Below are 25,438 nucleotides of genomic sequence, written 5' to 3' on the forward strand. Positions count from 1 at the left end.
CTAACAAGCTGACTAATACGCTAACTAGGAAGTCATTATGAAAAATTTTAGTAAAAAAGAAACACAATGGGCATGGTTCATTGGATTGTATATAGCAGGGTTTTTGACTATTTTTATTATTGCGCAATTAATCAAGCTGGCAATGGGCTTGTAATTACTTTAAACATATGATGAACTCACCTATTCTAAGGCATTAATATGAAAACCTCACATGACCTAGTTAGCGCTGCGAAAGCGCAAATTACTGAAATACCTGTAGCACAGGCTCAAGTTGCTTGTCATAAAGCAGATATCATTATTGATGTCAGGGAGCCTGCTGAATATGCTGCGGGCCATATCAAAGGTGCAATATCAGTACCTCGTGGCATACTGGAATTCAGAATTTCTGACCTGCCAGCTATCAAAGGTGCTGATACTGAAATCCTACTATATTGTCAAAGCAGTGGACGCGCGGCGCTAGCAGCTCAGTCACTAGCAGAAATTGGCTATACGCAAGTGGCCTCAATTGCTGGCGGTTATGAGGCATGTCTTGAAACGGACATACCAATAACTATGGCAAATGAAGGTATTGATTTTTATTAGCTACTTATTTTCAATAGGAACGTATTATATATGCGATTAGGTGGGTCGACTCATATGTTAAGCCTAACGGTTGGTTTAACTGCTTCTAGCACTGACCATGACTTAAATCTAACTGTTTTAAGAACTTTAGGCCATTATCAGTTTATTCTGCGACTGGGGTCGTTATGAGTAGCATGCGATGATTAACGATTCTAGTCTATTTATCCGTCCATCAGAAAAATTCTAACGCTCTACTTATATATAGATAAAGGTATTAAAACGCTTAACTACAAAAAGCGCTTAATACCTCTCTAGCATAAGGCATATTACCCTTGAGGACTATGTTCCATCTGACGACAGTATGCCGCTAGGTTATCAGGTAAGTCATTTGGACAGACACCACACTGCTGATTACCAGGTACTGCATGATCTATAAATTTAGGATATGGTAGATCTAAGTTATTCATAATAGCTCTAAATTCTTCGATCGTTGTATCGCCACCAAGCCTTGGATTGCGCTTTTTTTCTTGCGCGATTGAGGACACAAACCTCTCTTTATAATCATGTGCAGGATAAACTAATGTTTCATCCGGCAAAGAAAACAATTTTTGCCTCACAGAATGATACAATGCATCTGCATCACCGTGCTGAAAGTCAGTGCGACCACACCCATCTATCAGTAGCGCATCTCCAGTAAAAACTCGATCATTGTACAAGTAAGCAAAATGTCCTGCAGTATGACCTGGTGTATGTAAAGGCTGCAAGCTAATACCATCAATCTCAAATGGGATACCTTCTTCTAGCCCAACATCCGCACATGCCAGTCGGTCGTAGGCAGGTGCAGCGATCTTACTACCAACCGCACGCTTTATCTCCAAAGCGGCTGTTATATGGTCGGCATGGATATGTGTATCAATAGTATAAGCTAGAGTCAGACCCAATCTGTGTATCTCAGCTAAGTCGCGATCCATCGTCGCAATGACAGGATCGATTAGTACTGCCTGTCCTGTATTGACGTCTCCTATAAGATAGGTATAAGTACTAGAGAGCGGCTCATATAGTTGTCGAAATATCATAATAAAACCTCGTTTAGTGATTTAATATTAACAGTAGTAGAAGTCATTCAACATAAATGCTGTGCTAATAACCATCTATATATAGCACTTAGCAAGGCTCAAGGTTTACTAATCTTGTTTGCATTAATCATTGACGACCAAGGTAAACCAGCATTTTGCCAACCGTTCACTACACGAAATCCCTTCATCCTACCCTCTTTTACTGTAGTTCCCTGAAAGCCGTGATCAATATATTTTACGTTTGAAAACCCTTGGGAAATTAAATAATCGGCACTTGGCTTGCCACGTGCGGAACCAGAACGACACATCGTAACAATGAGTGAGTCTTTATCAAGCCCTTTAGCCTTTAGTGCCTTTTCAATACCACTGACAAAATCTGGGTTACTCTGCATAGCAAAGCTGCCTTTGTCTTCATTAAACTGGGTACGATCAACTAGCTTAAAAGGAATATTGATATCCACGGCATCCGTAAAGCCGACAAACATGATTTCTATAGGATCTCGTACGTCAACAAACAACAACTCATCAGGATGCTCCTGCACAAGGCTCCAGACCTCCTGTGGTGGCACAGATAACGAATCTTCCGCGCTGGCAGAAAAAATCATACCAAACATAAGGAATAACGACAAAATAATGGTTTTCATGCTCTCTCCATAGATACATACGATTCTTTTATGCCAGCTGGCTGATGCTAATAACCACTCTTGGTGGCATAAATATAAATAGTGATATTTGAGAAAGCCAAGGCTCATTAGTTAATTAACAGGGCTTAACTTTCTCAAAATTAATCGCTAATTCACAAATTCATATTTGTTACAGCGACTTTTTACTAAAATACCAATCCTTATACTCATAGCCTTCATTAGCACGTATTTCAGCTTCTGCAGCGGTACGAGGTGACGGCACAATGACGGGCTCCCCCACTTTCCAATTTTCTGGTGTAGCAACTTTGTTGCCATCACTGGTTTGCAAGGCATCAAGTAAGCGTAAGAATTCATCAACAGAGCGACCATTACTCATTGGATAATAGACCATTGCTCGTAATATACCTTCAGGGTCAATGATAAAGGTGGCACGTACTGCTGAGGTGTCACTGGCACCGGGCTGAATCATGCCATAGGATTTGGCAACCTGCATCGACAAATCAGCAATAATAGGAAAGGTAATCTCTACACCAAAATTTTCTTTGATATTACGCATCCAAGCAATATGCGAATGCACACTATCAATAGATAATCCTAACAATTCACAGTTTCTAGTACGAAAATCTTCAGCTTTATTGGCAAAGGCTATGAACTCCGTAGTACATACAGGCGTAAAATCTGCTGGATGAGAAAATAATACTAACCATTTACCTTTGTAGTCAGCTAATGACTTCATACCATCAGTGGTTAACGCATTGAAGTCTGGTGACGGTTGGTTGAGTTGAGGGAATTGAATGGCGTTAGTTGGTCCCATGTCATCTTGGCATGAACAGTTTTCACGTGAACGTTGACGGTTTCTCATTTGTTTATCCTTAATTAAATAGGTATTAAATCATTGCAATCATGCAATAGATTAAATATAGCATAGTAATATACTAAAAAATATTATATAGTTTAATATAACTATTAGTTTTTCTAAATGTACCTTGTAACTTATTATCTAATAGCATGTCTTAAACTTGTATTATTAAAATTACTATCCAGCGGCTGTTCGCCATATAAGCAAATATAGCAGCCGATAACTTCGTGAGAAACTGAGAGATATTATGAAACGAATCTTTATTCCTATCCTTACTGCAGTTGCCACTTTTTTAGCAGTTAGTTCTGCTTCTGCTGAAGAAACTCGTCATATCAAGATAGCAAAACCATCGTTATTGGTTATTGTCACATCGGATGATGCTCAGGTGCAGCTAATGTCAATGGTGCTCACTATGCAGTCAGCGAAGCAAGGAGCTGAAACCAACGTATTGCTCTGCGGTGCAGCTGGTGACATGGCACTACGTGATGCGCCTAGCAGTGTCACTACAGGGCAACCACCAATGAATATGAGTGCACAAGGGTTAATGAAGACAGTTATGGAAAAAACCAAAACTACAGTCGAAGTTTGTGCCATTTATCTTCCGGGTAAAGGGCTTGATAAGTCTGCGCTAATTGATGGTGTTGCCGTAGCAGACCCTGCAGCCATTGCTAAATTGATGGTTGATAAAGATACAAAAATAGCCAGTTTTTAATGAGAAATCAGTAGCTTAAGAGTTGATTAGCTTAAGCGCTCCATAGAAAGGACAAAACATCTGCTCTTATGTCCTTGTTTTATATCTATATATTTTAATTAACTATTCTGAATGGTATAGAAGGACATAGGAGATCATTATGAAACGACATTCAAGTAATCAAAACAGTATATCGAATCAAGACGCGTTGGCAGCGCATCCCAATCGCGCTGACGATAACAAACAACCAATAGTTTCAAGATTATTTAATCGTCGTCAATTGATTGGTGCAGGCATTGCAACTGGAGCAGTTATAGGCAGCATGTCACTGAATGGCTGCGTATCGTCTCCCACAGCTCAAGAAAAAGTTAATATTGTTATTGTCGGTGCTGGTATTGCAGGATTGGCTGTTGCCAATAGATTGAGTCGTCAACTTCCCAACGCAACCTTGACTATACTAGACAGTCGACAAGCTCACTATTATCAACCTGGCTACACTTTGTTAGCCACAGGCGTCTGGAATAATACCGACAAGGTTATAGACAGTAACGCCAACCTTCTTCCTGCAGGAATAAATTGGATACAAGAAAATGCCCGTGAGTTTTCACCGGATAACAATCAGGTAATTACTGAGAGCGGCAAAAAAATTGGCTATGACTATCTAGTGGTAGCAACTGGCTTAAGATTAGGTTTTGAGAAAATAGAAGGTCTTAATATTCAAGACTTAGGCACTGATGGCATTGGTAGTGTTTACCATAGTCCAGAAATTGCTATAAAAACATGGCAACAAATAGATGCCTTTCGTCAAAAAGGAGGGCGCGCCGTAATGACGCTAGCACATACTGACATGAAGTGTGCAGGTGCGCCATTGAAAATGACCTTTATGCTGCATGACAGACTCATACAAGCAGGTACACGACAAAACAGTGATATTCAATTTTTTAGTCCGCATCAGACGGTATTTAGCGTGCCTGTTGTAAACGAAAATATATTATCACGCTGGGCATCTTATGATCCACCAATTGGCGCAAACTTTGAGCAACGCTTAACTGGCATCGATAAATCAGCAAAAGCTGCCTATTTCACGGATTCGGAGGGCAGTCAAAGTCGACAAGACTATGATTTTATTCATGTTGTACCACCCATGTTTGCGGTAGACAGTATACTAAACAGCCCCTTAGCCAATAAAAATGGTTGGCTTGACGTTGATAAATATACGCTACAACACAAGCGCTATGAAAATATTTTTGGGGTCGGTGATATTAATGGAACGCCAAAAGGTAAAACAGCCGCAACCGTTAAGCTCTCCGCACCCATAGTGACGAACAATCTTATTGAGGTAATACAAGGCAAGGCACCCAGTCAAAAATTTGATGGATATACCTCGTGTCCGTTGTTAATCAAAGAAGGTGAGGCAATGCTTGTTGAGTTCGATTATGAAAATAATTTAACCCCAAGTGTGCCTTTGGTTAACCCGTTAAAAGAAAGCTATTTCGCATGGTTTCTAGAAGAAATGATGCTGAAACCTGCTTATATGGCTGTTGCCAAAGGTCGAGTTTAACCTCGTATAGTACAGATAGTCAGTATCTTCATAAGTTTCAATGAGCTGGCTACCGTTTATATAAGCGAGGACTTTTACTAAGTTTCGCTAACATTTGCAAAGGAGCTGTCATGTTACTTTTAAATCAAGCATTTATGATGTTGTGGGAAGCTATATTAGAGAATGCGATGCTGGTCGGTACATTATTTCTATTATTACTGATCACATGGAGTTATTGGGGCATTGTAGGTAGGCATCAAAAGCTAGCATATCGTTTTACCACTGTACTAGCAGCTATTGCGGCAGGGATTGGCTTTTTTACTTTGCCATTATTTTTTAATTCTAGTTTAGGAAGTCTCAATTATTGGGTAGATTGGGCCTTCCATCTGGCAATGGTGGCAGCATTGTTTGTTTATGCTTATGTGGTTATATTGCCACTGATAACCGGACTGTCTGGGTTAACCAAGCATAGCGCTTCATATCCATAATAAAAAGTGCTAAATAATCTAAATTGGATCGTTTAACAATGCAAATTACTGAAATACCTGTAGCACAGGCTCAAGTTGCTTGTCATAAAGCAGATATCATTATTGATGTCAGAGAGCCTGCTGAATATGCTGCGGGACATATAAAAGGCGCAATATCAGTACCTCGTGGCATACTGGAATTTAGAATTTCTGACCTACCAGCTATCAAGGGTGCTGATACTGAAATCCTACTATATTGTCAAAGCAGTGGACGCGCGGCGCTAGCAGCTCAGTCACTAGCAGAACTTGGCCATACGCAAGTGGCCTCAATTGCTGGAGGTTATGAGACATGTCTTGAAACGGACATACCAATAACTATGGCAAATGAAGGTATTGATTTTTATTAATTTATTTGGACAGATACCGCATGGCTGACTATTAGAGACTGTATGGTCAATGAATTTGGAATAGAGCAAGTTTATATAATTCATGATTACTCTAAAATTTTCGAGTTTTTTGCCCCACTGAGCCTTGGATTACGATTTTTTCCTGAGTAATTGAAGAGACAAGGTGCTCTTTATAGTCGTGCGCAGAATAGACTCTCAGCGCACCTGGTAAAGAGAATAGCTTACGGCGCACAGAGTTATAAAAGTTATCGGCATTACTGTGCTAAAAGTCAATTCGGCCATACCATTCAATAAAAAGAATATCACTATTGAATATATGCTCCTTAAAGAGAAAAACGAAATTTCTTGCAGTATTCCCCAAAATATGCGATGCGCGTAAGGTAATGTCAGCAGCTTTGAAGAACAAATAGTTAACCTAGCAAAACATCTTTAATCCTTTCTCATTGTTCATCATGTATTGCATGTAGTCTTGATATAGTCGATGAGCTCGTTTTACTATACATAGAGCTAACATAACTTATCCCAAGAATTAGACATACTACTATCAGTATGTCCTGCAATTTAACATATAGATATGTAATCGGATATTATATTTTATAATAAGGATATTCCAGTGAAGAAATTATTTAAAATTAATCATACTTCTTATTTGATTGCTACCGCTTTAACTATTAGTGCAGTAAGCATAACAGCATGTAGTGAAACAGAGGTTAAAGCGGTTGACAGAGTAGAAGAAGCTGAAGCTTTAGCACGAGTTAAATCACTTGAGTCACAAGCTGCAGCAATTAAGAAAGATATGGCCTCAAATCCAAGCACTAAATTGACTGTCAGTATGCCTGACGAGTCTACTATTCCAGATGACGAGTTTGGCGCAGCTGTGCGTCGCGGCTTGCAAATTGCTAATCATACTTATAAAGAGTTGCCCGACAATGTTGGCAACCAATTAAATTGTACTAGCTGTCATTTAGGTAATGGCTCAGAAGCTTACGCTGCTCCTTGGAATGGTATGCCAGGTATCTATCCTATTTACCGTAGTCGTGGTGGTCGTGTCAACTCAATTCAAGAGCGTATTAACGGGTGTTTCGAACGCTCAATGAACGGCAAAGCGCTTGACCTAGGTTCAGATGATATGAATGCAATGGTGTCTTATATGAGCTGGCTATCACAAGATTTGCCATACGGTGTCTCACCCGAAGGTCGCGGCTTTGTAAAAATAGATAAAAATTTGGAGCCTAACACAGATAATGGCAAAAAATTATTCGCTGAAAAATGTAGTGTTTGCCATGGTGAAAATGGCGAAGGTCAATATAATGATGATAGTTCTTACGTTTATCCAGCAGTAGCTGGAGAAAAGTCTTTTAACGATGGCGCAGGTATGGCACGAACATACACAGCAGCTGCTTTTATCAAAGGTAAGATGCCTTTTGGACAAGGTAACTCTCTTAGCGATCAAGAAGCAGTCGATATTGCTAGTTACTTTACTCACTTACCACGCCCTGTAAAAGCTAATAAAGATAAAGACTGGCCCAATGGAGATGCGCCTAAAGACGTACGTCGTTAATAAAGTTTGAGCTATGCTGAAGAAACAGTAGAGATAAACTTGAGAGACTTCAATTACATATTTTAATGATCAAAATCAAGCCATCTCTATTACAGTCTTTTCAATATAGCTCATTTTTTACACGTTTATTATTTTACAGTAATCATTAGGCTATCTAAGAACTCTATGCTTACATACTATAAAGATGCTGGGCTCTACTATAGCTTTGCATTAAGACTCTCTCTGTCATAGCGAGTTAAGTAAATTTCTAATTAACATCATCGAATCAATAGATCTCACGAGTAGTCGTTGGCATACTGGCATTATCTAACCCTAAGTGCCGCACAACTGAGGAACGCACTTGCTCGTCATTTAGCGTCTCATCTTCAATCTCAGAAGTTTTGACAATTTCTAAAGTCACCGCATCTGACTGTGCCTCAACATTCAGATCGAACCTTAGCGTCAGCAATTGTCCTAGTAAACTGCCTTGTCATATCCGCACACGACTGACGAGTGGCAATAGCTTTTTGTCCGACCATTGCCATTCAGTCCAATTTGAGTGCTCATGAATATAGGCAATATGCTTTATATTTTCCTCAAAGATATGCAGATATAAAACTATTAACCTCTTCATATTATGCAGAGAATAAGCAATAGAAACAGCACCTGCGAACTTTAAAACTAGAGAAGTGATATTAATAATAGACGCAATAAAGAGAAATTTTTAATAAGAATACGCGGCTTTTTGTTATAAGCAGTGATTGAGTAGAGGTAAAAACACTATAAAAATATAGTGCCTAAATACGAGTTAAATTTTATTATATAATAATTTACATCTTAATTATTTATCTATATAGTATCTTAGAGCCAATGAAATCAGTGTATGTAAGATAATATGATTTTTTACATGTTCGTTGACCTACCTTGACATGGTAGAGGTCGTTGGTTCGAATCCGATTACGCCTACCAGATTCGAAAAGCCCCAATCTTAAGGTTGGGGCTTTTTTTGTCCGTGAAATATGGGCTGTAGAGAAAAATACTTACTTACATCGACTCATAGTCATGATTATACAATCAGATTTAAATCATTTAAAAAATTGACGGTGACCAAATGGTCTGACCCAAGTGTAACTGCGACTATAGACCTATGAGGAAGATATGTTATTGGATAAATCAAACTAGTTAGCAAACATTTTGATGTCACGTGCAAGCGAAGTTACCGATATTACTACTAAGTGCAGTATTGGGAAACAACAGACGGATAAATGACAACACCCGCTGCTGCTACGGCTTTTTGTGCATAGACTATAGACATTTTATTTACTATTAATACGTATATCTGTCATTGGCTTGCTTGATTTTAAAAACATTTACAAGAATATGCGACGCAAAATCCTGACTTACTTCTCGAATAAAAGATAGTACCTAAAGTTGCTACAAAACACCAAGTCCACTTAAAAACAACTGCCCACCAGCAACGAGTAGTAATACGCCAAATAATCTCTTTAACGTCAACGCAGGTAATACATGCGCAAGCTTTGCCCCTACTTTTGCCATCGCAAAGCTGGCCACTGAAATACATATAAAACCAGTAACATGTATAAAGCCTATCGTGCCTTCAGGCATATTTACAACGTCTTGACCAAACCAAGCAAAGCCAGCCGCGCCAGCCAACGCGATGGGTAAACCACATGCTGCAGAGGTACCGACGGATTGTCTCATCGATAATCCTGACCAATTCAAAAATGGCACCGTTAGACTACCACCACCAATACCAAAAATAGATGATGCCAGCCCAATACCGGTGCCGGCACCAAACTGTAAACTCGCAGGCGGTAACGGCTTGACCATCTGATCTTTGTTCGATAAAAACAGCATTTTTAGCGCCATTAATAAAGCACCCACACCGATAATCATTTGTAGTATCTGACCATCAATCATGTCAGCAATACCAGCACCGACCAAACTACCAATGATTAGTCCTAGAGCCATATTGCGCCAAACTTCCCAGCGCACGCTGTCATGCTTATGATGCGCCATCAATGAGCTGAGAGAAGTGACTGCAATCGTTGCCAAGGAAGTGCCAATCGCTAAATGTGTGACCACCTCAGGTGGAAAGGCGTACGCCGTAAAAATCCATACCAGCACTGGTACGATAATCATGCCACCACCGATGCCGAACAAACCTGCACTGAGTCCTGCAAAAGCACCAGCAATGATAAACCACACATACAACATGTAACGCCTACCTTTTAGTGATTCTCAGTCGTAAATAAATATGATAACTGCTCTGTAGCACAATCTGGGCAAGCATACTGAGAATATAATCAGCAAGCACTAACCCAATTAAATCCTATCGGTTTCTATCGATCCACGCTTGTAACCCATCGATATTGCGAAAGTCATCCCAGCTTCTACATGGAATATGTGGCATCACATTATTGATCATCTTGGACAGTGCGCTGCCTGGCCCTATCTCTATGACCATGTTCGGCTGATACTCTTCAAGCGTCTCCAGACACAAATACCAATCTAAAGGGTGATCAACTTGCTGCGATAAGATGCGTAAACCTTGTTCAGTATCGCTATATCTTGTGCCTTCAGTAGCACTAATAATAGGTATCTGCATTGGATGCAGCGTCAGAGACTGTGTATAGCTACTAAATGCGTCTGCAGCAGATTGCATCATGACCGTATGTGAGGGCACGGATACCTTCAGTCGTTGAATATTTTGAGCACCTAAGGTCTGAGCAACTTGAGTGGCCTGCTCAAGGTTTTCACTATTGCCAGCGATGATGAATTGGTCTCTATTAATCTTGATAGACAAATGGGTTTGGCTTTCTGCAAGTAGGTAATCAAGTTTACTATCGGGCACACCTTTGATGGCCAATAATCCACTAGACTCTGTGACCGCATCTTGCATAAGGTTAGCTCTTTTATTGACCATATCTAGACCAGCAGCATAGCTGAGCTGACTACTACAACAAAAAGCACTGACCTCGCCCAGAGAGTATCCAGAAAAAGCCATTGGCATACCTATCATCTGCTGAAGACGGTGCCAGCGATAATACTGCAAAGTATAAATAAATGGTTGTGCAACCTGATTGTCAAACAGTCGACTCTCAAGCAATTGATTGTCATCAACTGGGTCAGCAAACAACTCAGGTACTACTGAGGCTAATAAAGATTGCTCATCACTCGACATCTTACTCAGTATTTCATCGACATGCGCTTGGCTCTGTAGCCCCTGCCCGCTAAATAGGATAATTAAATTCATTTTCTACCTTATACAAAAAAATCGTGACCGCGAGTAGATCAGCACTGCCACCTGGGCTGAGGTTATGCTGAATGAAGTACTGATTGATCTCGTTTACTTGTTGTCGCCAGTCGCTCTGATATACGCCACCTGCTTGCAAAAATTGCGTGGCCAATCGCTGTGCATTTCTTAAACTGTCTATGCCGCCGCGCCAGACAATATTGGTATCTGACAACACAGATATCAGCAGCATCAACGTCTGCATGCTAGATTTTTCAAAGTCTTGCGTACGATATACAGTCTCGTAAAAACAAGGCAATATCTGATCCTGAATGACTTCAAAACCGTTAGCAACCATTTCAATCGCACCAGTAATACCGTACTGTTTGAACATTATTTGCCCATGACTATTTGGGTCACGGGCTAGGCGCGTGTTCAAATCAACTTGCCAGTGCTCCACCAATTGTGCGCAAATATTCTTAGGGGTCAAAGGTATTTCTACTTGTATGCATCGACCAATAGCAGCGCAGACAAAACCTAGATTAAATATCGCGCCTTTATGGGTATTGATACTATGGGTGGCCTGCCGCATCTTTTCTTCTTGATAGACACCTTGGTTTTTGATGTCATCAAAAGGCTTATCTTCATAGCCAAATTGACTTAAAATCGCAAAATAACCTTTTAATGAAGTGATGCTATCTATAAACGTCTGGTGATTCATGTCGATATGGCTACCATTACTTGATGGGCAGACCAAACCAGGTTTGTTTTCTAAGCTCAGCTCATCATATAGGGCTTCACACGCCAAGGCATCAATATGCTGCCAAATGGCCTGCTGAGGTCGCTGCGATACTTGCAGATGCTGTGTTTGATTTAACAAAGTGCTCATAGTCATCGGTATTCCATCCTAGTAATACGTCTACATTTTGAAGCTTGATATCATCTAAGGTCTTTACTAAGACCGTTGGGATATCAAACATAATGGCATAGGTAAGCTCATTGAAAGAGATATCACTACCTCCTTGTAGTCTGATCTCTCCATCAATTTTTAAATCAGCCACAGCACTCGCAAGACGATTGAACGCGGCGATTTCTAATAGTACTGGCGCAATGTTATTGTTATTGGCAACGATCAATAGATCTAAATCTGAAGTCGGTCTGACAAAGGATAACCCTGTAAAATATTGGTTGGCAAATGAGCCATAGGCATATACCTCGCATTCTAAGCGGGTACAGCAATTGATAAATTTTTGTGCGTGTTGTTGAATCGCCGTAGGCAATTGAGGGATTAAAGCGGTAAGCGCTAGCGGTGTAGTCACGACTTGCGGTAGTTTAGGTAAGGTCAGCGCCAACCTATATTTGCGACCGTCTTCGATATAGCTGGTCGCGACTTTGGTGACATTGTCCATATCTTGTCGACATACTGTGAGTGGCTGCTGAGAGCAAATCATGTCGTCAACAGCCAGCGTCACCGAGGCAGGCAGAGAGGCATTCAGAAAACTGTATGATTCATGCGCTTGTAAATAAACCAAATCATGACGCTGCATGGTGCTCTCCTTTATACCTCAACTGAAACTATACATACCTACTAAAAGCATATACTTCTATCACACTAAGCCATTAAAACTGCTTCGACGATCTCATTACACAAAACACGCCCTTCTCTATCTTCTGCTATTTTCCGGCGATCATCTATGAGAAAACTATCTGTGTGACCCATCTGTGAGGCTAGTGCATTTTCGACTAAATGCGCATCTAACGTCGTCCAAATGTCATTGACAGCGCCCATAGCATGATAGTTTTCTACGCCTGGGGCAAAAACAGCCGATGTCTCTGACAAGGATTTTAGCTTATCTAGCGGTATCTTGGTCACTCGTGACATCGCTTGTAGGTCCATCACTTTGACTTGGCTTGTCTGTAACGCAAACACTTGATTGGTCATGAGACCATAAGATAAGAAGCCACCACTGACCGCCTCGCCCAACACAATGGCGAGGTTGGGATGACCACGGCGCCTGAGCAAATCGACACAAGATGCCAGATGCGCAAAGGTTCTATTAAGGCATAACAGCTCATCTGCTCGTGAGGAGTCTTGTCCTAAGGTATCGACGATAAATACGATGGGTGTCTTCTGATCTTGAGCAATGACATCCAAAATCTCATTGGCCAGCGTCATGGCGATGAACTGGTTCATCGCAGCAGAGTCGACTGTGCCGATGATTTCAACTTTACCCAATTTGGTTTCGGCGCTACCGCGTATCATTGAGTTATTGATTTGGTAATCGAGCTGATTTGGAAACAGAGTCTCTAAAACGGTTTGAGTTTGCATGATGTTATCCTTTTTTAATGTCTCTGATCTGCTGAGCGCTTAGTAGGGAAATAGAGTCAGGGTTATCAATATGCATGGCCTGCCAAATAGGTATGCTGTCTTTTTGCCCAAACCATTTATCATACTGCTGCTGCAATCCGGCTTGGCGCTGCTGTAAATAAGCCAAATCCAACTCTATCGCAGGTTGAGCCAATGCCTCCATAATCCCTTGCTTGATATCATCTACATCATCTTCTACTAAAAAATCGACGTGATCGAGTAAGTAACGTGTTTTGCCACCTGTCACGCGCCAGACCAGCGCGCGGTCTTTAGAATCAAACTCTTCAACACCTTTAATGGTTTCAATCACTTCAGGACCTGAAAGCGCTAAACGCCCTTCTTCTGTCATGATGACATGTGTACTCAAGCATGCACAGATTCCCATACCACCAAAGGCACCATTTGTACCGCCGATGACAGTGATAATCGGAATGCCTGCATCACGCACTTTGAGCATCGCTCGCATAATCTCGGAAATAGTGATGAGTCCTGCATTTGCCTCGTGCAAACGTACACCGCCTGAGTCCACAAAAAACACCACGGCTTTGGGCTTATTTTCGATGGCTTTGAGTAACGTACCAACGATTTTTGCGCCGTGAATCTCTCCTACCGCACCGCCCATGAATTTCCCTTCTTGAGCGATAATGTATATTGGTTCATCTTGGATAGTTGCTTGTCCAATAATCACCCCATCATCAAAACTACCGACAATATCGAGTGAAGCAAGGTTTGGACTTACTGGTATGCTACCGGGTTTCAGTATTTCTTGAAAACTGCTCTGATCAACGATACTGGCAATACGATTACGCGCCGTTTTTTCATAAAAGCTCTTTTGAATATATGAGTTATCCATGTAATTCGTCCTCCAAGATATTAATCGCTTGGCTCAAGCGTAAGCTCACTACGGCAGGCGTCGCCCCCATATCATTGATTTTAAACTCCAGACCACCCACAGCATAACGATCAGAGAAGTCTTGTAGTACCGCTTTCCAGATATGATCGAAGCCTGTCACGGAGGTATCGATAATAAAATTACTTTTGGCGCTATCAGCCAGTGGTGATACCAGCACTTCTAAATTACCAGAACCGACCACGCCGCAAATCACCTCTTTTTTGGCGTCTTTGATGGGCTGTGAATCGAAATTAAAATTAAGTACATTCATCGTTGTGTCCTTATTTTTTGTATTGTTTTACCAGTTTCTAAAGCGACTTGGTGGCGAGTAGGTGCCATTAGACCATTTCACCAAATCTTTAATGGATTTTGCCGCTAGCAAATCTCTCGTCGCTTTTGAGGCATCAATACCTAAGTCTTCTGGTCTTTGGATAATCCCGCGCGCTCTTAGCGCTTTCACTTGTTCATGGTCACGTTTTATTCCAACAGGTGTATAGCCTGCGACACCGCGAATCGCTTGTTCTCGCTCCTCTGGCGTACGGCACAGCAGCAAGTTTGCAATACCTTCTTCTGTCACAATATGCGTCACATCATCGCCGTATATCATGATAGGCGGTAAATCACTGCCCATTTTTTCTTGTAGCTGCCACGCATCTAGCTCTTCAACAAACACCGAATCCATCTGTTCACGATAAGTTTCGACCATTTGTACCACCAGCTTACGTCCCTTTACTACGCGTCCATCTGTCGCCTCTTGACCTGCTTTGAGATAGGCATAGCTAGAATGCCTGCGTCCATGAGGATCTGAGCCCATATTGGGTGCACCGCCAAAACCAGCAATGCGATCAACCGTCGCGGTCGAGCTATTGCCCTGTAAATCAATCTGTAGGGTTGAGCCAATAAATAAATCACAGGCATACAAGCCTGCGGTCTGACTAAAGGCACGATTCGATCGCATGCTGCCATCTTTGCCCGTAAAGAATACATCAGAGCGATTTTCTATATATTCGTCCATGCCCACTTCGGAGCCAAAGCTATGAACACTTTCAACAAAGCCACTTTCTATAGCTGGAATCATTGTCGGATGTGGATTGAGCGCCCAATTGGTACAAATTTTACCTTTTAGGTTTAATTCTGCACCGTAGGTAGGTAATAGCAATTCGATGGCAGCGGTATTAAAACCAATACCATGATTCAAGCGTTTGATTTGGTATGGTTCATAAATACCCTTAATCACCATCATCGCCATCAATATCTGCACTTCAGTGATCTGAGCAGGGTCGCGGGTAAATAACGGCTCAATATAGTTAGGACGCGGTGCCACGATAAAGAAATCGACCCAGTCTGCGGGGATATCCACGCGTGGTACGCTGTCAACTAGCTCATTGACCTGCACAATGACGATGCCGCTTTTGAAAGCCGTCGCTTCTACAATCGCTGGAGTATCTTCAGTATTCGGACCGGTATAAAGGTTGCCTTCTGCATCCGCAGAGTGTGCGGTAATCAGGCAGACATTCGGGGTTAAATCGATAAAGTATCGACCATATAACTCTAGGTACGTATGAATAGAACCAATTTGGATTTTTTGGTTCTGAACCAGTTTTGCCAGTCTCAATGCTTGTGGCCCTGCAAAAGAAAAGTCAACTTTACTAGCAATACCTTTATCAAAGATATCAATGTGGCTAGGTAGTGCCAAGACTGACTGCAATATGTGCAAGTTGTTTAAGACATCACTATTGCACTGAGACAGACACTCAGACAAAAAATCCGCTTGTTTTTGATTGTTACCCTCGATGCATACTCTATCTTCAGGAGACAGGACGGTTTCTAGTAATTCAATAGCACGGTTGTTCGGGACAAGCTTCTCTAACCCTTTGCTTTTGGCAGCATCGAGCTTTTTATCACGGCGTATTTTTTGTAAGTTCCAGATTTTTTCTTCAGTATTCGCTTTCATAAGACTTCCTTTCTCTGATCATTAAAAGAATGCATTGACGGTCAAGAAGAATACAGATGGCCCCAATAGCGCGCCCAGTCCTGTATAAAAAGTCGCCACTAATGCACCATATGGCACTAGCCTGACATCCGTCCCTGCCAATCCAGCGGCGACCCCACTCGTCGTACCGACCAAGCCACCAAAAATCATGGCAGAGCGCGGGCTTTTGAGGCGCATGAACTTGGCAAGTAATGGTGTTGAAATCATAAAGAACACAGCTTTGATCAAACCAATGGCAATAGATAAGGCTATAACCTCTGAGCTTGCACCAATAGCAGTGCCTGTGATCGGGCCTACAATATAAGTCATCGCACCCGCACCAATTGTTGTCATGGAGACAGCATCTCTATAACCTAGTGTCCATGCCACAGCAGCGCCCACTACAAAAGGAATAACACATCCTAATAACAAGGCAATCATGCCAATCTTGCCAGCGCTCTTTATTTCTTTAACATCGACCTCAAAAGCCGTGGATGAGATAGCAAGATCTCGCAGCATCGCACCACCTAAGAGCGCGAAGCCTGAAAAAATTTCGATATCAGAAATACCCTTACTACCAGTGGTATATAGACCTGCAAAATAGGCAGCAATCAAGCCGAGCGTGATCGCTATCGCAGAAGACTGCAGCTTGCCTTTAGTGAGATATTTAGATAGTACTTGAGAGAGCAGCATCACAAGACCTGTCACTGCGATGGCAGTAACAAAACTGTTTTTAGTGAGCGTCTGTATAATTAAGTCCATTTAATTATTCCTTATTGCGCTTAAATTAGTGGGTTTCGTTGTCTGGTCAATGAAATGATGATGACCTTTAGGACAGCTGGTCAATCACGGGCTGATCCTCATCCCATGTAAAGGTGTCGTAATCATCGGCCATGTTGTTAAGCCAACGGACAACGATAACCGTAGCGGTAAGCGCAATAATGGAGACAACGGCGGCGACTAAACCACCAGACAGTGCTGCAACGACGTTTTGTCCTGCTGCCATCGCAACAACGATTGGAATATACATGCCTGCCCAATACAAAACACCAAATTGAGTAGACTTTGGCAGTAAGCCTCTTTTGGCCAGCATCTCTTTACCGACAATTAATAGAATCATGGCGATAGCAACACCGCCAATGTTAGCGTCAACACCTAGTATCTGCCCTAATAGACCGCCCAGATAAACGCCGAGTAAATAAAATACTGCTAATAAAGCAGTGCCATATATGATCATAGAAACCTTCCTTGGTTATGATTACGGCTGCTTCAATAATATCTATCTTGATATATGAGCCGTATAAAATAAAAGTATGTGCCAATAACAAATATCCTTAGGCACCAATCAAATACTTTTCTTGAATGTTCTTGTCCACCTCTCTATTTATAGAAGATATAACCCTTAATATATTTCCAAGTCCGTAGCATGATTTATCACGTATTACCGACTTGTTTGATATAATCTAATACAATTGGTTTTAAATGGCAACAAAATTGTACTTATTAAATTAGATATTGTATACAATTGGAGAAATTATGAGTTTAATTGATGATCTACCTTTATCAGTTCAGGTAAGCAAAAAAATAGAAGACGACATCATCTATGGTCGTCTTCCACCTGGTACCAAACTTGATGAAGCCACACTTTGTGAAAAGTATGAGGTGTCAAGAACGCCTATTCGTGAGGCCTTGAAGCTTTTGGCATCTGAAGGCTTGGTCGAAATTCGGCCGCGTAGAGGGGCGATAATACCTACTTTGAATATCGTGACTTTGTTTGAAATGTTCGAAGTAATGGCTTATCTTGAGGGTATGTGCGGAAGATTAGCCGCTAGACGAATCAATGCAGATGAGAAGGTTGAATTGCTGCACCTGCACGATCAGTGCAAGCAATACTTAATGGAAAACAATTCAGAGAGCTATTATGAAGCGAATAAAAAGTTTCACTTTTTCTTATATCAGCTAAGTCATAACAGTTTTTTGATCGAACAAGCCAGCAATCTACACAACCGTTTACATCCATATAGACGCTTGCAATTGCGGGTAAACAATCGCATGCAGCATTCGTTTGAGGAACATCAAAACATTGTGGATGCCGTGATTAATGGTGATGAGGATTTGGCTGAACGTCTGATTAAAGCGCATGTGTCAGTCCAAGGAGAGCGTTTTACTGACTTGGTTGCTACTATGAATCCGGACAACTCTTAAATTAAGAAGCGTCTTTTTTAAAGATCTGTGACGAATGAATTACGCGCTTTTGTAATAAATTTGCTTGAGTACTAAGATAATGTCTTGCGCTCGCCTTTATAAGGCAACAAAACAATACTGCTATTATTTGGAATAATGGCTTTAAGACGCAACTTGCTCATTTAACACCTTTGATTATTTGGTTATGGCGACTGGGCAAGCCCTGGTTCTGCGATGCTGGTTGTAGCTGGGCGAAGTGCGAACGAAAACGTACCAGCGTTATTGAACTTTTTACGTATATGAAATATGCTCAATCAATATCGTTGGTACTGATACACAGATTTGATATTAGTAGTTCAGGGTTTTCGAAGGTCAAAAGCACCTGAATTATGCTGCTTTAAACAAGATTAAAAGTGATCTATATTCTAGCCTTGCTAAACTCTAGTTATCGATTATCGTCGCACTTTATTCTGTTTAAGCGCATTCTAATGACTTGGTTAAACGGATTCTAACGATTTAGCCTCTTCGAAAAAGGCAAACCATAAACGCCTACCCTCATCATTAATATGCCGTACCGTCTCAAAATACTTTTGTCGTGCGTCCTCATCTACTAAGGGAGCAGGCAGCAGAGGGTCAAAAACAACACTACGAATACCTGCATCTCCAAGCATGAATATTTCTCGCAGCGCCACATGGGACGGTAAGTCGTCCAAACCACTTAGCCAGTCGGTGAGCTGCTGCGACTTTTCCTTATAATGCTTTTCAAGATGCATGTCTGACCAGAGCGCTCGTGCTTTTTTCTGCCTAACCTCATCGAAATCATTGGCCTTAAAAACCGCGGCTTCCTCTTCTAATCCCAAGTCCAATAGACGCTGACGGACGACATCAACACCGCCTAATAAATTATTGGGACGTAGATAAAGCCCCTTATCAAGTTCACGAAACCCCAATAATGACAAAGCGCGAGCACGGGCACGCAACGCTTTACGATCACTGCGGGGTAGTCCACCGGTAGCCACCGCTACCCATGAGCCATCGGATTTTAGCGTTCTTTTATCCGCTGTCTGCCATAAGGCCACATCGGCGCCCAATTTTTGAGCTTTGGGTCCAAGTTTGTAGGTGGCAGGACCAATCGACTCAGCAAGATTCGCTTGGATCAGACGAGCTAACGTCACACGTATACTATTTTCTGTCATACCAAAGATAGAGCCTGCCAGCACCGCTTCGGAAGCACTAAGTGTGTTTGCCTCTGCCACCATAAGTAAGCGTAAAAGCAATAAACGAGGCGTTGGTTTGTTCATATTACACCTATTGACGTAATTATTTTTTATATGTAATACTGATCTTGAAAATTACTGAACTACTGAAACTTAGTAAATGACATTTAACATCAGGGATGATAATCATCATGTCAATTGTAAATCAATTTAAGACCCATGAGGTGCAGAATCAACCCTTTGCCTTAGCCAATTATAATGCATGGGAAACAGATACAGCGCTCAAAGAAGCGGTCGCAAGAGAAGGTGCTGCTTGGGCAGAAAGTCATTTAAGGGAATTTGGGACACTGACTGGTGGAGATCTGATCACCAGTGGATTCTTAGCCAACGAAAACAAGCCTAAACTACGCAGCTTTGACAGCTATGGTCGGCGTATAGATGAGGTAGAGTTTCATCCGGCTTACCATGATTTGATGCATGCAGGAATGAAATACGGCATGAGCAACTTTGCTTGGCGTAATGAAGATCGTGATAGTGCTCACGTGGCTCGGGCGGCAGTCATGTATCTGGGCTCACAGCCTGAGGCTGGGTTTGGTTGTCCTATGTCTATGAGCTATGCTGCTATCCCTGCCCTACGTCATTCGCCAGTGCTAGCCGAAAAATGGCTGCCCAAGCTGTTATCCGAACACTATGATCCACGCAGCTTACCTATGGAAGAAAAACTAGGCTGTACTATGGGCATGGGCATGACAGAAAAACAAGGTGGGTCAGACTTACGTCGCAATACGACTCGGGCTATACAGCAAGAAGATGGCTCTTATGAAATCATTGGGCATAAATGGTTTTTCTCAGCGCCAATGTGTGATGCTCATCTCGTCTTGGCCCAATCTGACAGTGGACCTAGTTGTTTTTTAGTACCACGCTTTCGGCCTGATGGGACACGCAATGCCGTACAAGTTCAACGTTTAAAAGACAAATTAGGAGATTGGGCAAACGCTTCCTCCGAGGTAGAGTTTCAAGGCGCATTCGGTGAGTTAGTGGGCATTGAAGGTCGCGGTATCCCTACCATTATCGAGATGGTCGCGCTAACCCGACTTGACTGTATGATTGGCTCCTCAGCCCAAATGCGCCAAGCGATCGTTCAAGCGATTCATCACACCAGTCAACGCGAAGCCTTTGGTAAATTATTAGTCAACCAGCCTATTATGCGTAATGTGCTGGCAGACTTAGCATTAGAGTCAGAAGCGGCTTTGGCCCTAACAATGCGTATTGCGCACGCTGTTGATAGGATAGAAACAGATCCTCATGAAGCCGCACTTGCTCGTATCGCGACAGCAATTGGGAAGTATTGGATATGCAAGCGCGCGCCCGTTTTTATCAATGAGGCACAAGAATGTTTGGGCGGTAACGGCTATGTCGAAGAGACTATTATGCCGCGTCTGTACAGGCAAGCACCGCTAAACTCAATCTGGGAAGGCAGCGGCAATGTGCAGTGTCTAGATGTGCTGCGTGCCTTGAACAAGGAGCCAGAAACTCAGCAAGCTTTGTTTAAGGAATTGCAGCAAGCAGTAGGGAAAAATGCTGACTATGATAAAGAATTACACCTGCTAATAGAGCGACTTGAGGATACGCAAACCTTGGAGTTCCGTAGTCGTTATGTGATTGAGCGCCTGGCATTGATGCTACAGGGTTCGATACTACTACAGACTGAACATACAGAGATCGCTCAGGCATTCTGTCGTTCTAGAATTGGGAATGAGCATGGACTGGCCTTTGGTACATTAAGTCCTGATGCTCCCGTGGATTTATTGATCGAACGGGCGGCTGGCGCGACCAAAGCAGTTCTGTAGATATCTTTATATGTATCAAAGAGTCCTTTGCTACTGATTGTTGACGTAGCAGGGGCTTTTGCCTTTGATGTCTGTCACTTTATTCTTAGCCATAACTGGCTAAATAACGGTCACATGACATCCTAAGAAAAGGCGCTTCTGAATTATAGAAGCGCCTTACCGAATAGCCATTCAAATGTTAAATAGTTTAAATAAGCTCATCTCTTCGCAAAGTGAGAACCTCATAGCCGTCAGAAGTAACCGCAATTGTATGCTCCCACTGAGCAGATAATTTTTTATCATTAGTGATTACAGTCCAGCCATCTTTTTTGACCTTAACTTTGGCCTTACCTTGGTTGACCATCGGCTCAATGGTAAATGTCATACCTTCTTGTAGGACTAGGCCTTTTCCTTGATGCCCGTAATGCAAAACTTGCGGTCCCTCATGCATTTCGCGTCCAATACCGTGGCCGCAATACTCTCGCACTACAGAGTAGCCTTGCTGCTCAGCGTAACTTTGGATGGCATGACCAACATCACCCAGCGTTGCTCCAGGTTTCACCACTCGTATTCCTTCCCACATGGCTTCATAGGTGTGATCAACCAAGCGTTTTGCAAGTGGTGCCACTTCACCTATCAGATACATTTTGCTAGAATCAGCGATAAAACCCCCTTGTTCTAGGGTAATATCCACATTCACAATATCACCCGATTTAAGTATTTGCTGCTCTGAAGGAACGCCATGACAGACCACGTTATTCACTGAGGTATTCAATGCATATTGGTAACCATACTGACCCTTACTGGCTGGACGTGCACCTAACTGATCGACAATATAGTGCTCAGCAAGGTTATTGATGTCCATCGTAGAAGTACCGACTGTAATTTGCTCATCAAGATAATCAAAGACAGAGGCTAGAAGTCGCCCAGACTCGCGCATGATTTCCAATTCCGCTGCATTTTTAATTATGACCTTATCCATCTATAAGGTTCCTTACATTGACATCAGCTTGTCTCATTTGCTCATTGATAATTTGGTTGTAAGACATATTAGGGTTGGCTTCAGCGAGCATGCCTATCTTCATCCAATATTCGGCTTGTGCGTTAATGGAGCGCACCATGACGGCACTTGCTTTACGAATATCTTCATGCAGTTCATCATCAATTTTCACAATACCCATAAAAATACCTTAATATACGAAACGTATATAAATCGTATATCTATTTTTGTATGGTTGCAAGAAATAATATATCGCTTGAACTCGATTTCCTTATATTGAAATTATTTGAATCGAACTATAGCTTGTTACTGACAGCAAAAAACCACCTATCAAGGTGGTTTTTTGCTGCTGACTCTCTGTTCAAACGTGGTGTAGCTAATTTTTAATAAGTTCTATTTAGAAAATCATATGAGCACATACCGCAATGATCGGTAATGAGATGATTGTTCTTAGTAGAAAAATGACTAATAGTTGAAAAAAGCTCACTGGGATTTTTGTCCCTAAAATCAATCCGCCGACTTCTGACATATAGATCAATTGAGACACTGACAAGCAAGCGATAACAAATCGCGTTAATTCTGACTCGATTGAAGAACCGATAATAGCCGGCAAGAACATGTCTGCAAAACCTACCATGATCGTTTTTGACATTTCTGCAGCAAAAGGTATGTTCAATAACTCTAAGAATGGAATAAACGGCATACCTAAATAATCAAATACAGGTGTTTCTTCTGCAACGATTAGACCCATAGTGCCGATTGCCATAACGACAGGCAATATCCCAATCCACATATCCAAAATATTTTTTAGTCCATCTCTTAAGAAAGTAAGAAAACTTGGGCTCTTGTCTGCTTTTTGGACAGCTTTATGCAAACTGTGGGTGAATAACGTTTTTCCTTCGGGAATGGTTTCGTGATCTCTATCACTGTTTTCGATAGTATAAGTATCTTCAATTCTAGATAAGGGCAATAACCTTGGTACTATTAGCGCACAAACAATGCCGCATAAAGCAACGACCCCAATCATATTGATGAAGTAGCTCTCGAGCTTAACCTGAGAGATGACAACCAAACAGAATGTAATCGACACTGCTGAAAAACTTGTAGCAATAATTGCCGCTTCTTTTTTGGTATAGAACCCACCTTCCAATTGTTTATCGGTTAATAACACACCGATAGTGCCATCACCCAACCATGACGTTAAACAATCTACAGATGACCTACCTGGTAAGCCAAATAAAGGTCTCATTACTTTACTTAGTAGAACCCCAAAAAATTCTAATAAGCCAAAATCAAGCAATAACGGTAGCAGCAATCCAGCCAAGAAAAATACAATAAAAAGTATTGGCATTAACTCATATAATATTAAGCCGCCAATATTGTCTGAATATATTGCTTCAAACCCAAATTTAAAATAGGTCACGACAACGAAAAATGCACCAAGCATTCTGATAACAAGCCATGGTGTTGTAACGTTTAATAAGTTATTTAAAAACGCATTATTCAGAATAAATGCAGGTTTCATGATTTTAGTATATAAGGTGCAACACAAGGTAATCATGATTGAGGTGACAACCAATAACGGCAGAAGGTCACCGATATAACCCTGTATGTAATCCTTCAATACAGATATAGGAATGGTAAATCCTTCTGCATAGGTGACAAACTGACCGTCCACATAAGGAATTGGAAATACGAAAAGCATCAAACCTATAATAGATGGGATAAAGAACTTCAAAAATTGTCTGATATTGATACCGCTAACATCTCGACTTGCAGCGCTGGCTTTAATAATGTCCATATTATTTTTACTCGCAGTCCCTTTTTAACCAACCTAAAGAAAGTTTTAACAAACCCCTTTAGGCTAGATTCTTTTACTTATTTTGAATATTTAATACTAGTAATTGCTCAAAAGTGTGTGGGTCACTTTCTCTAAAATTTTAAATATTCTGGTCGAGTCATCTTTTGAGTTATTGTACAAAGGATTTATCTCTGCCATTTCCCAGCAGCATACTTTCTTATTCTTAATTAACTCTATGTTAAGTTGCATCGCTTGTTCGTATGATAGGCCATTCATTGCAGGCGTACCGGTTCCTGGCACATATAAAGGATCAACACTATCAACATCAAACGACACATAAATATGATCGCAATATTCTAGTTTTTTGAAGATTTCCTCTACGGTAGAACTGATACCTTTTTGGGTTATCTCAGCCACGCTATATAAAGGGATTTTATGTCTTCTAATTAGAGCCATCTCTTCTTCTTGATAATCTCTAACCGCACAAAACACCACGTTTTCTGGCTTAATTGATGGCTCGCTCGATGCCATAAACTTCAACTTTTCCCAATACTCTTTTTCTTTTTCAGAAAGCTCGTTACGCTGACATTCCAAATTATCAATGGCACAAGCCATTGCCAAAGGCATGCCATGCATATTTCCTGATCCGCTGGTATATGGTGAATGAAAATCAGCATGTGCGTCTATATAAACCACGCCGATTTCAGCATCAGGATGTGCCATTTTTAGACCGTGCATGGTGCCTGCACAGCTAGAATGATCACCTGCAATAACAATAGGAAATTGATTCTCATTTCTTATATCTTTGATTTTATGCGCCAATTTAGAAATAACAGGTTCAATTACATCGGCGTATTTTGCATGCTTAAATGACGATTCTTCTTCATGTATATATTCATTTTTTATACTATCAAGTTGCAATTTTTCATAGTAGTCTGCGTTCATCTCTTTTGATGACGCGCGCAATGCATCAATTCCTAGTGACGCGCCTTTTTTATGCCCTGCAACATCTGAATAAACTTCTACTATTCGCACGTTTTTCATTAAATCATTCATTATTTTGTCTCTATTAAATAAAACAATTTTTTCATCATTTGAGTCCACATCTGGCATTGAACTTCTATTTTCTATATT

At 41.3% G+C, this 25,438-nt stretch carries 27 protein-coding genes and 1 pseudogene; 9 read left to right on the forward strand and 19 right to left on the reverse strand.

What is annotated here, in order from left to right; genetic code table 11:
- The first annotated feature begins 37 nt into the window (after positions 1 to 37).
- Entirely contained in the window at positions 38 to 154 is a 117-nt protein-coding gene (locus tag JMY00_RS00175; protein ID WP_201548947.1) for a DUF2474 domain-containing protein, read from the forward strand.
- Positions 155 to 198: 44 nt separating this feature from the next.
- Positions 199 to 582, forward strand: a complete 384-nt coding sequence (locus JMY00_RS00180; protein ID WP_201578650.1) for a rhodanese-like domain-containing protein — start codon at positions 199 to 201, stop codon at positions 580 to 582.
- Between the two features lie 305 nt (positions 583 to 887).
- Here JMY00_RS00180 and JMY00_RS00185 read toward each other — a convergent pair whose 3' ends face one another.
- The 3 genes from JMY00_RS00185 to JMY00_RS00195 all read right to left on the reverse strand — a co-directional run bounded on the left by JMY00_RS00185 (position 888) and on the right by JMY00_RS00195 (position 3,143).
- Positions 888 to 1,637, reverse strand: a complete 750-nt coding sequence (locus JMY00_RS00185) for an MBL fold metallo-hydrolase (RefSeq protein WP_201578651.1) — start codon at positions 1,635 to 1,637, stop codon at positions 888 to 890.
- Positions 1,638 to 1,735: 98 nt separating this feature from the next.
- Positions 1,736 to 2,281 carry a rhodanese-like domain-containing protein gene (locus tag JMY00_RS00190; protein WP_201578652.1) on the reverse strand — a complete coding sequence of 182 codons (546 nt, stop codon included), beginning with the start codon at positions 2,279 to 2,281 and terminating at the stop codon, positions 1,736 to 1,738.
- A gap of 169 nt (positions 2,282 to 2,450) precedes the next feature.
- Positions 2,451 to 3,143 carry a peroxiredoxin gene (locus tag JMY00_RS00195; RefSeq protein ID WP_240990591.1) on the reverse strand — a complete coding sequence of 231 codons (693 nt, stop codon included), beginning with the start codon at positions 3,141 to 3,143 and terminating at the stop codon, positions 2,451 to 2,453.
- Positions 3,144 to 3,387: 244 nt separating this feature from the next.
- Between JMY00_RS00195 and JMY00_RS00200 the strand changes: the two genes are divergently transcribed.
- The 5 genes from JMY00_RS00200 to JMY00_RS00220 all read left to right on the forward strand — a co-directional run bounded on the left by JMY00_RS00200 (position 3,388) and on the right by JMY00_RS00220 (position 7,806).
- A complete protein-coding gene (locus JMY00_RS00200) occupies positions 3,388 to 3,852 on the forward strand; it encodes a hypothetical protein (protein ID WP_201578653.1) in 465 nt (154 codons plus the stop codon).
- A 139-nt stretch (positions 3,853 to 3,991) separates the two neighbouring features.
- Positions 3,992 to 5,392, forward strand: a complete 1,401-nt coding sequence (locus tag JMY00_RS00205; protein WP_240990592.1) for an FAD/NAD(P)-binding oxidoreductase — start codon at positions 3,992 to 3,994, stop codon at positions 5,390 to 5,392.
- Positions 5,393 to 5,502: 110 nt separating this feature from the next.
- On the forward strand, positions 5,503 to 5,859 hold the full coding sequence (locus tag JMY00_RS00210; protein ID WP_201548939.1) for a hypothetical protein: 357 nt from the start codon (positions 5,503 to 5,505) through the stop codon (positions 5,857 to 5,859).
- A 38-nt stretch (positions 5,860 to 5,897) separates the two neighbouring features.
- On the forward strand, positions 5,898 to 6,245 hold the full coding sequence (locus tag JMY00_RS00215; protein ID WP_201578654.1) for a rhodanese-like domain-containing protein: 348 nt from the start codon (positions 5,898 to 5,900) through the stop codon (positions 6,243 to 6,245).
- 613 nt (positions 6,246 to 6,858) lie between these two features.
- Positions 6,859 to 7,806, forward strand: coding sequence for a c-type cytochrome (locus JMY00_RS00220; protein ID WP_240990593.1), 948 nt, complete (start codon positions 6,859 to 6,861; stop codon positions 7,804 to 7,806).
- A gap of 265 nt (positions 7,807 to 8,071) precedes the next feature.
- Here the strand turns inward: JMY00_RS00220 and JMY00_RS13565 are convergent.
- The 11 genes and pseudogenes from JMY00_RS13565 to madL form a co-directional block, all read right to left on the reverse strand.
- Positions 8,072 to 8,263 (reverse strand): annotated as a pseudogene (locus JMY00_RS13565) (DUF4172 domain-containing protein); the annotation flags it as partial.
- Between the two features lie 956 nt (positions 8,264 to 9,219).
- A complete protein-coding gene (locus JMY00_RS00230; protein WP_201578655.1) occupies positions 9,220 to 10,023 on the reverse strand; it encodes a sulfite exporter TauE/SafE family protein in 804 nt (267 codons plus the stop codon).
- A 115-nt stretch (positions 10,024 to 10,138) separates the two neighbouring features.
- Entirely contained in the window at positions 10,139 to 11,062 is a 924-nt protein-coding gene (gene mdcH / locus JMY00_RS00235; RefSeq protein WP_201578656.1) for a malonate decarboxylase subunit epsilon, read from the reverse strand.
- Positions 11,040 to 11,930, reverse strand: coding sequence for a triphosphoribosyl-dephospho-CoA synthase MdcB (gene mdcB / locus JMY00_RS00240; protein WP_240990595.1), 891 nt, complete (start codon positions 11,928 to 11,930; stop codon positions 11,040 to 11,042). The genes mdcH and mdcB overlap by 23 nt, the downstream gene beginning before the upstream one ends.
- Positions 11,854 to 12,588, reverse strand: a complete 735-nt coding sequence (gene mdcG, locus JMY00_RS00245; protein WP_201578658.1) for a malonate decarboxylase holo-[acyl-carrier-protein] synthase — start codon at positions 12,586 to 12,588, stop codon at positions 11,854 to 11,856. The genes mdcB and mdcG overlap by 77 nt, the downstream gene beginning before the upstream one ends.
- A gap of 65 nt (positions 12,589 to 12,653) precedes the next feature.
- Positions 12,654 to 13,370: a biotin-independent malonate decarboxylase subunit gamma gene (mdcE, locus tag JMY00_RS00250; protein ID WP_201578659.1), complete on the reverse strand. Its 717-nt coding sequence runs from the start codon at positions 13,368 to 13,370 to the stop codon at positions 12,654 to 12,656.
- A gap of 4 nt (positions 13,371 to 13,374) precedes the next feature.
- Positions 13,375 to 14,262: a biotin-independent malonate decarboxylase subunit beta gene (locus JMY00_RS00255; protein ID WP_201578660.1), complete on the reverse strand. Its 888-nt coding sequence runs from the start codon at positions 14,260 to 14,262 to the stop codon at positions 13,375 to 13,377.
- A complete protein-coding gene (gene mdcC, locus JMY00_RS00260) occupies positions 14,255 to 14,572 on the reverse strand; it encodes a malonate decarboxylase acyl carrier protein (protein ID WP_201578661.1) in 318 nt (105 codons plus the stop codon). Before mdcC ends, JMY00_RS00255 begins: the two co-directional genes overlap by 8 nt.
- A 27-nt stretch (positions 14,573 to 14,599) precedes the next feature.
- On the reverse strand, positions 14,600 to 16,255 hold the full coding sequence (mdcA, locus tag JMY00_RS00265; protein ID WP_201578662.1) for a malonate decarboxylase subunit alpha: 1,656 nt from the start codon (positions 16,253 to 16,255) through the stop codon (positions 14,600 to 14,602).
- 21 nt (positions 16,256 to 16,276) lie between these two features.
- Positions 16,277 to 17,035, reverse strand: a complete 759-nt coding sequence (gene madM / locus JMY00_RS00270; RefSeq protein WP_201578663.1) for a malonate transporter subunit MadM — start codon at positions 17,033 to 17,035, stop codon at positions 16,277 to 16,279.
- 67 nt (positions 17,036 to 17,102) lie between these two features.
- Positions 17,103 to 17,510 carry a malonate transporter subunit MadL gene (gene madL, locus JMY00_RS00275; RefSeq protein WP_201578664.1) on the reverse strand — a complete coding sequence of 136 codons (408 nt, stop codon included), beginning with the start codon at positions 17,508 to 17,510 and terminating at the stop codon, positions 17,103 to 17,105.
- A gap of 299 nt (positions 17,511 to 17,809) precedes the next feature.
- On the opposite strand from madL, the gene JMY00_RS00280 reads away from it, so the two are divergent.
- Entirely contained in the window at positions 17,810 to 18,478 is a 669-nt protein-coding gene (locus JMY00_RS00280) for a GntR family transcriptional regulator (protein WP_201578665.1), read from the forward strand.
- Positions 18,479 to 18,954: 476 nt separating this feature from the next.
- Here JMY00_RS00280 and JMY00_RS00285 read toward each other — a convergent pair whose 3' ends face one another.
- Positions 18,955 to 19,758 (reverse strand): PaaX family transcriptional regulator, encoded by an 804-nt coding sequence (locus JMY00_RS00285; protein ID WP_240990596.1) that lies wholly within the window; start codon positions 19,756 to 19,758, stop codon positions 18,955 to 18,957.
- A 107-nt stretch (positions 19,759 to 19,865) separates the two neighbouring features.
- Between JMY00_RS00285 and JMY00_RS00290 the strand changes: the two genes are divergently transcribed.
- Complete coding sequence (locus JMY00_RS00290) at positions 19,866 to 21,524, forward strand: isovaleryl-CoA dehydrogenase (protein ID WP_201578666.1); 1,659 nt, start codon at positions 19,866 to 19,868, stop codon at positions 21,522 to 21,524.
- A 187-nt stretch (positions 21,525 to 21,711) separates the two neighbouring features.
- Here the strand turns inward: JMY00_RS00290 and map are convergent, their stop codons facing one another.
- The 4 genes from map to JMY00_RS00310 form a co-directional block, all read right to left on the reverse strand.
- Positions 21,712 to 22,485, reverse strand: a complete 774-nt coding sequence (map, locus tag JMY00_RS00295) for a type I methionyl aminopeptidase (protein WP_201578667.1) — start codon at positions 22,483 to 22,485, stop codon at positions 21,712 to 21,714.
- A complete protein-coding gene (locus tag JMY00_RS00300; RefSeq protein ID WP_057761037.1) occupies positions 22,478 to 22,684 on the reverse strand; it encodes a ParD-like family protein in 207 nt (68 codons plus the stop codon). The genes map and JMY00_RS00300 overlap by 8 nt, the downstream gene beginning before the upstream one ends.
- A gap of 216 nt (positions 22,685 to 22,900) precedes the next feature.
- Positions 22,901 to 24,304, reverse strand: a complete 1,404-nt coding sequence (locus tag JMY00_RS00305) for a YjiH family protein (RefSeq protein WP_201578668.1) — start codon at positions 24,302 to 24,304, stop codon at positions 22,901 to 22,903.
- Positions 24,305 to 24,400: 96 nt separating this feature from the next.
- Entirely contained in the window at positions 24,401 to 25,417 is a 1,017-nt protein-coding gene (locus tag JMY00_RS00310; protein WP_240990597.1) for an arginase, read from the reverse strand.
- Between the last annotated feature and the right edge of the window lie 21 nt (positions 25,418 to 25,438).

This window comes from Psychrobacter sp. Pi2-52 (assembly GCF_904846705.1).
Taxonomy (GTDB): domain Bacteria; phylum Pseudomonadota; class Gammaproteobacteria; order Pseudomonadales; family Moraxellaceae; genus Psychrobacter.

Coding starts and splice junctions, on each gene's coding strand:
- JMY00_RS00175 (WP_201548947.1), top strand. CDS start 38: ATGAAAAATTTTAGTAAAAAAGAAACACAATGGGCATGGTTCATTGGA.
- mdcC (WP_201578661.1), bottom strand. CDS start 14,572: ATGAATGTACTTAATTTTAATTTCGATTCACAGCCCATCAAAGACGCC.
- JMY00_RS00180 (WP_201578650.1), top strand. CDS start 199: ATGAAAACCTCACATGACCTAGTTAGCGCTGCGAAAGCGCAAATTACT.
- mdcB (WP_240990595.1), bottom strand. CDS start 11,930: ATGAGCACTTTGTTAAATCAAACACAGCATCTGCAAGTATCGCAGCGA.
- mdcE (WP_201578659.1), bottom strand. CDS start 13,370: ATGCAAACTCAAACCGTTTTAGAGACTCTGTTTCCAAATCAGCTCGAT.
- map (WP_201578667.1), bottom strand. CDS start 22,485: ATGGATAAGGTCATAATTAAAAATGCAGCGGAATTGGAAATCATGCGC.
- madL (WP_201578664.1), bottom strand. CDS start 17,510: ATGATCATATATGGCACTGCTTTATTAGCAGTATTTTATTTACTCGGC.
- JMY00_RS00210 (WP_201548939.1), top strand. CDS start 5,503: ATGTTACTTTTAAATCAAGCATTTATGATGTTGTGGGAAGCTATATTA.
- JMY00_RS00195 (WP_240990591.1), bottom strand. CDS start 3,143: ATGAGAAACCGTCAACGTTCACGTGAAAACTGTTCATGCCAAGATGAC.
- mdcG (WP_201578658.1), bottom strand. CDS start 12,588: ATGCAGCGTCATGATTTGGTTTATTTACAAGCGCATGAATCATACAGT.
- JMY00_RS00300 (WP_057761037.1), bottom strand. CDS start 22,684: ATGGGTATTGTGAAAATTGATGATGAACTGCATGAAGATATTCGTAAA.
- JMY00_RS00280 (WP_201578665.1), top strand. CDS start 17,810: ATGAGTTTAATTGATGATCTACCTTTATCAGTTCAGGTAAGCAAAAAA.
- JMY00_RS00285 (WP_240990596.1), bottom strand. CDS start 19,758: ATGAACAAACCAACGCCTCGTTTATTGCTTTTACGCTTACTTATGGTG.
- madM (WP_201578663.1), bottom strand. CDS start 17,035: ATGGACTTAATTATACAGACGCTCACTAAAAACAGTTTTGTTACTGCC.
- JMY00_RS00290 (WP_201578666.1), top strand. CDS start 19,866: ATGTCAATTGTAAATCAATTTAAGACCCATGAGGTGCAGAATCAACCC.
- JMY00_RS00215 (WP_201578654.1), top strand. CDS start 5,898: ATGCAAATTACTGAAATACCTGTAGCACAGGCTCAAGTTGCTTGTCAT.
- JMY00_RS00185 (WP_201578651.1), bottom strand. CDS start 1,637: ATGATATTTCGACAACTATATGAGCCGCTCTCTAGTACTTATACCTAT.
- JMY00_RS00255 (WP_201578660.1), bottom strand. CDS start 14,262: ATGGATAACTCATATATTCAAAAGAGCTTTTATGAAAAAACGGCGCGT.
- JMY00_RS00200 (WP_201578653.1), top strand. CDS start 3,388: ATGAAACGAATCTTTATTCCTATCCTTACTGCAGTTGCCACTTTTTTA.
- JMY00_RS00205 (WP_240990592.1), top strand. CDS start 3,992: ATGAAACGACATTCAAGTAATCAAAACAGTATATCGAATCAAGACGCG.
- JMY00_RS00190 (WP_201578652.1), bottom strand. CDS start 2,281: ATGAAAACCATTATTTTGTCGTTATTCCTTATGTTTGGTATGATTTTT.
- mdcA (WP_201578662.1), bottom strand. CDS start 16,255: ATGAAAGCGAATACTGAAGAAAAAATCTGGAACTTACAAAAAATACGC.
- JMY00_RS00230 (WP_201578655.1), bottom strand. CDS start 10,023: ATGTTGTATGTGTGGTTTATCATTGCTGGTGCTTTTGCAGGACTCAGT.
- JMY00_RS00310 (WP_240990597.1), bottom strand. CDS start 25,417: ATGCCAGATGTGGACTCAAATGATGAAAAAATTGTTTTATTTAATAGA.
- mdcH (WP_201578656.1), bottom strand. CDS start 11,062: ATGAATTTAATTATCCTATTTAGCGGGCAGGGGCTACAGAGCCAAGCG.
- JMY00_RS00305 (WP_201578668.1), bottom strand. CDS start 24,304: ATGGACATTATTAAAGCCAGCGCTGCAAGTCGAGATGTTAGCGGTATC.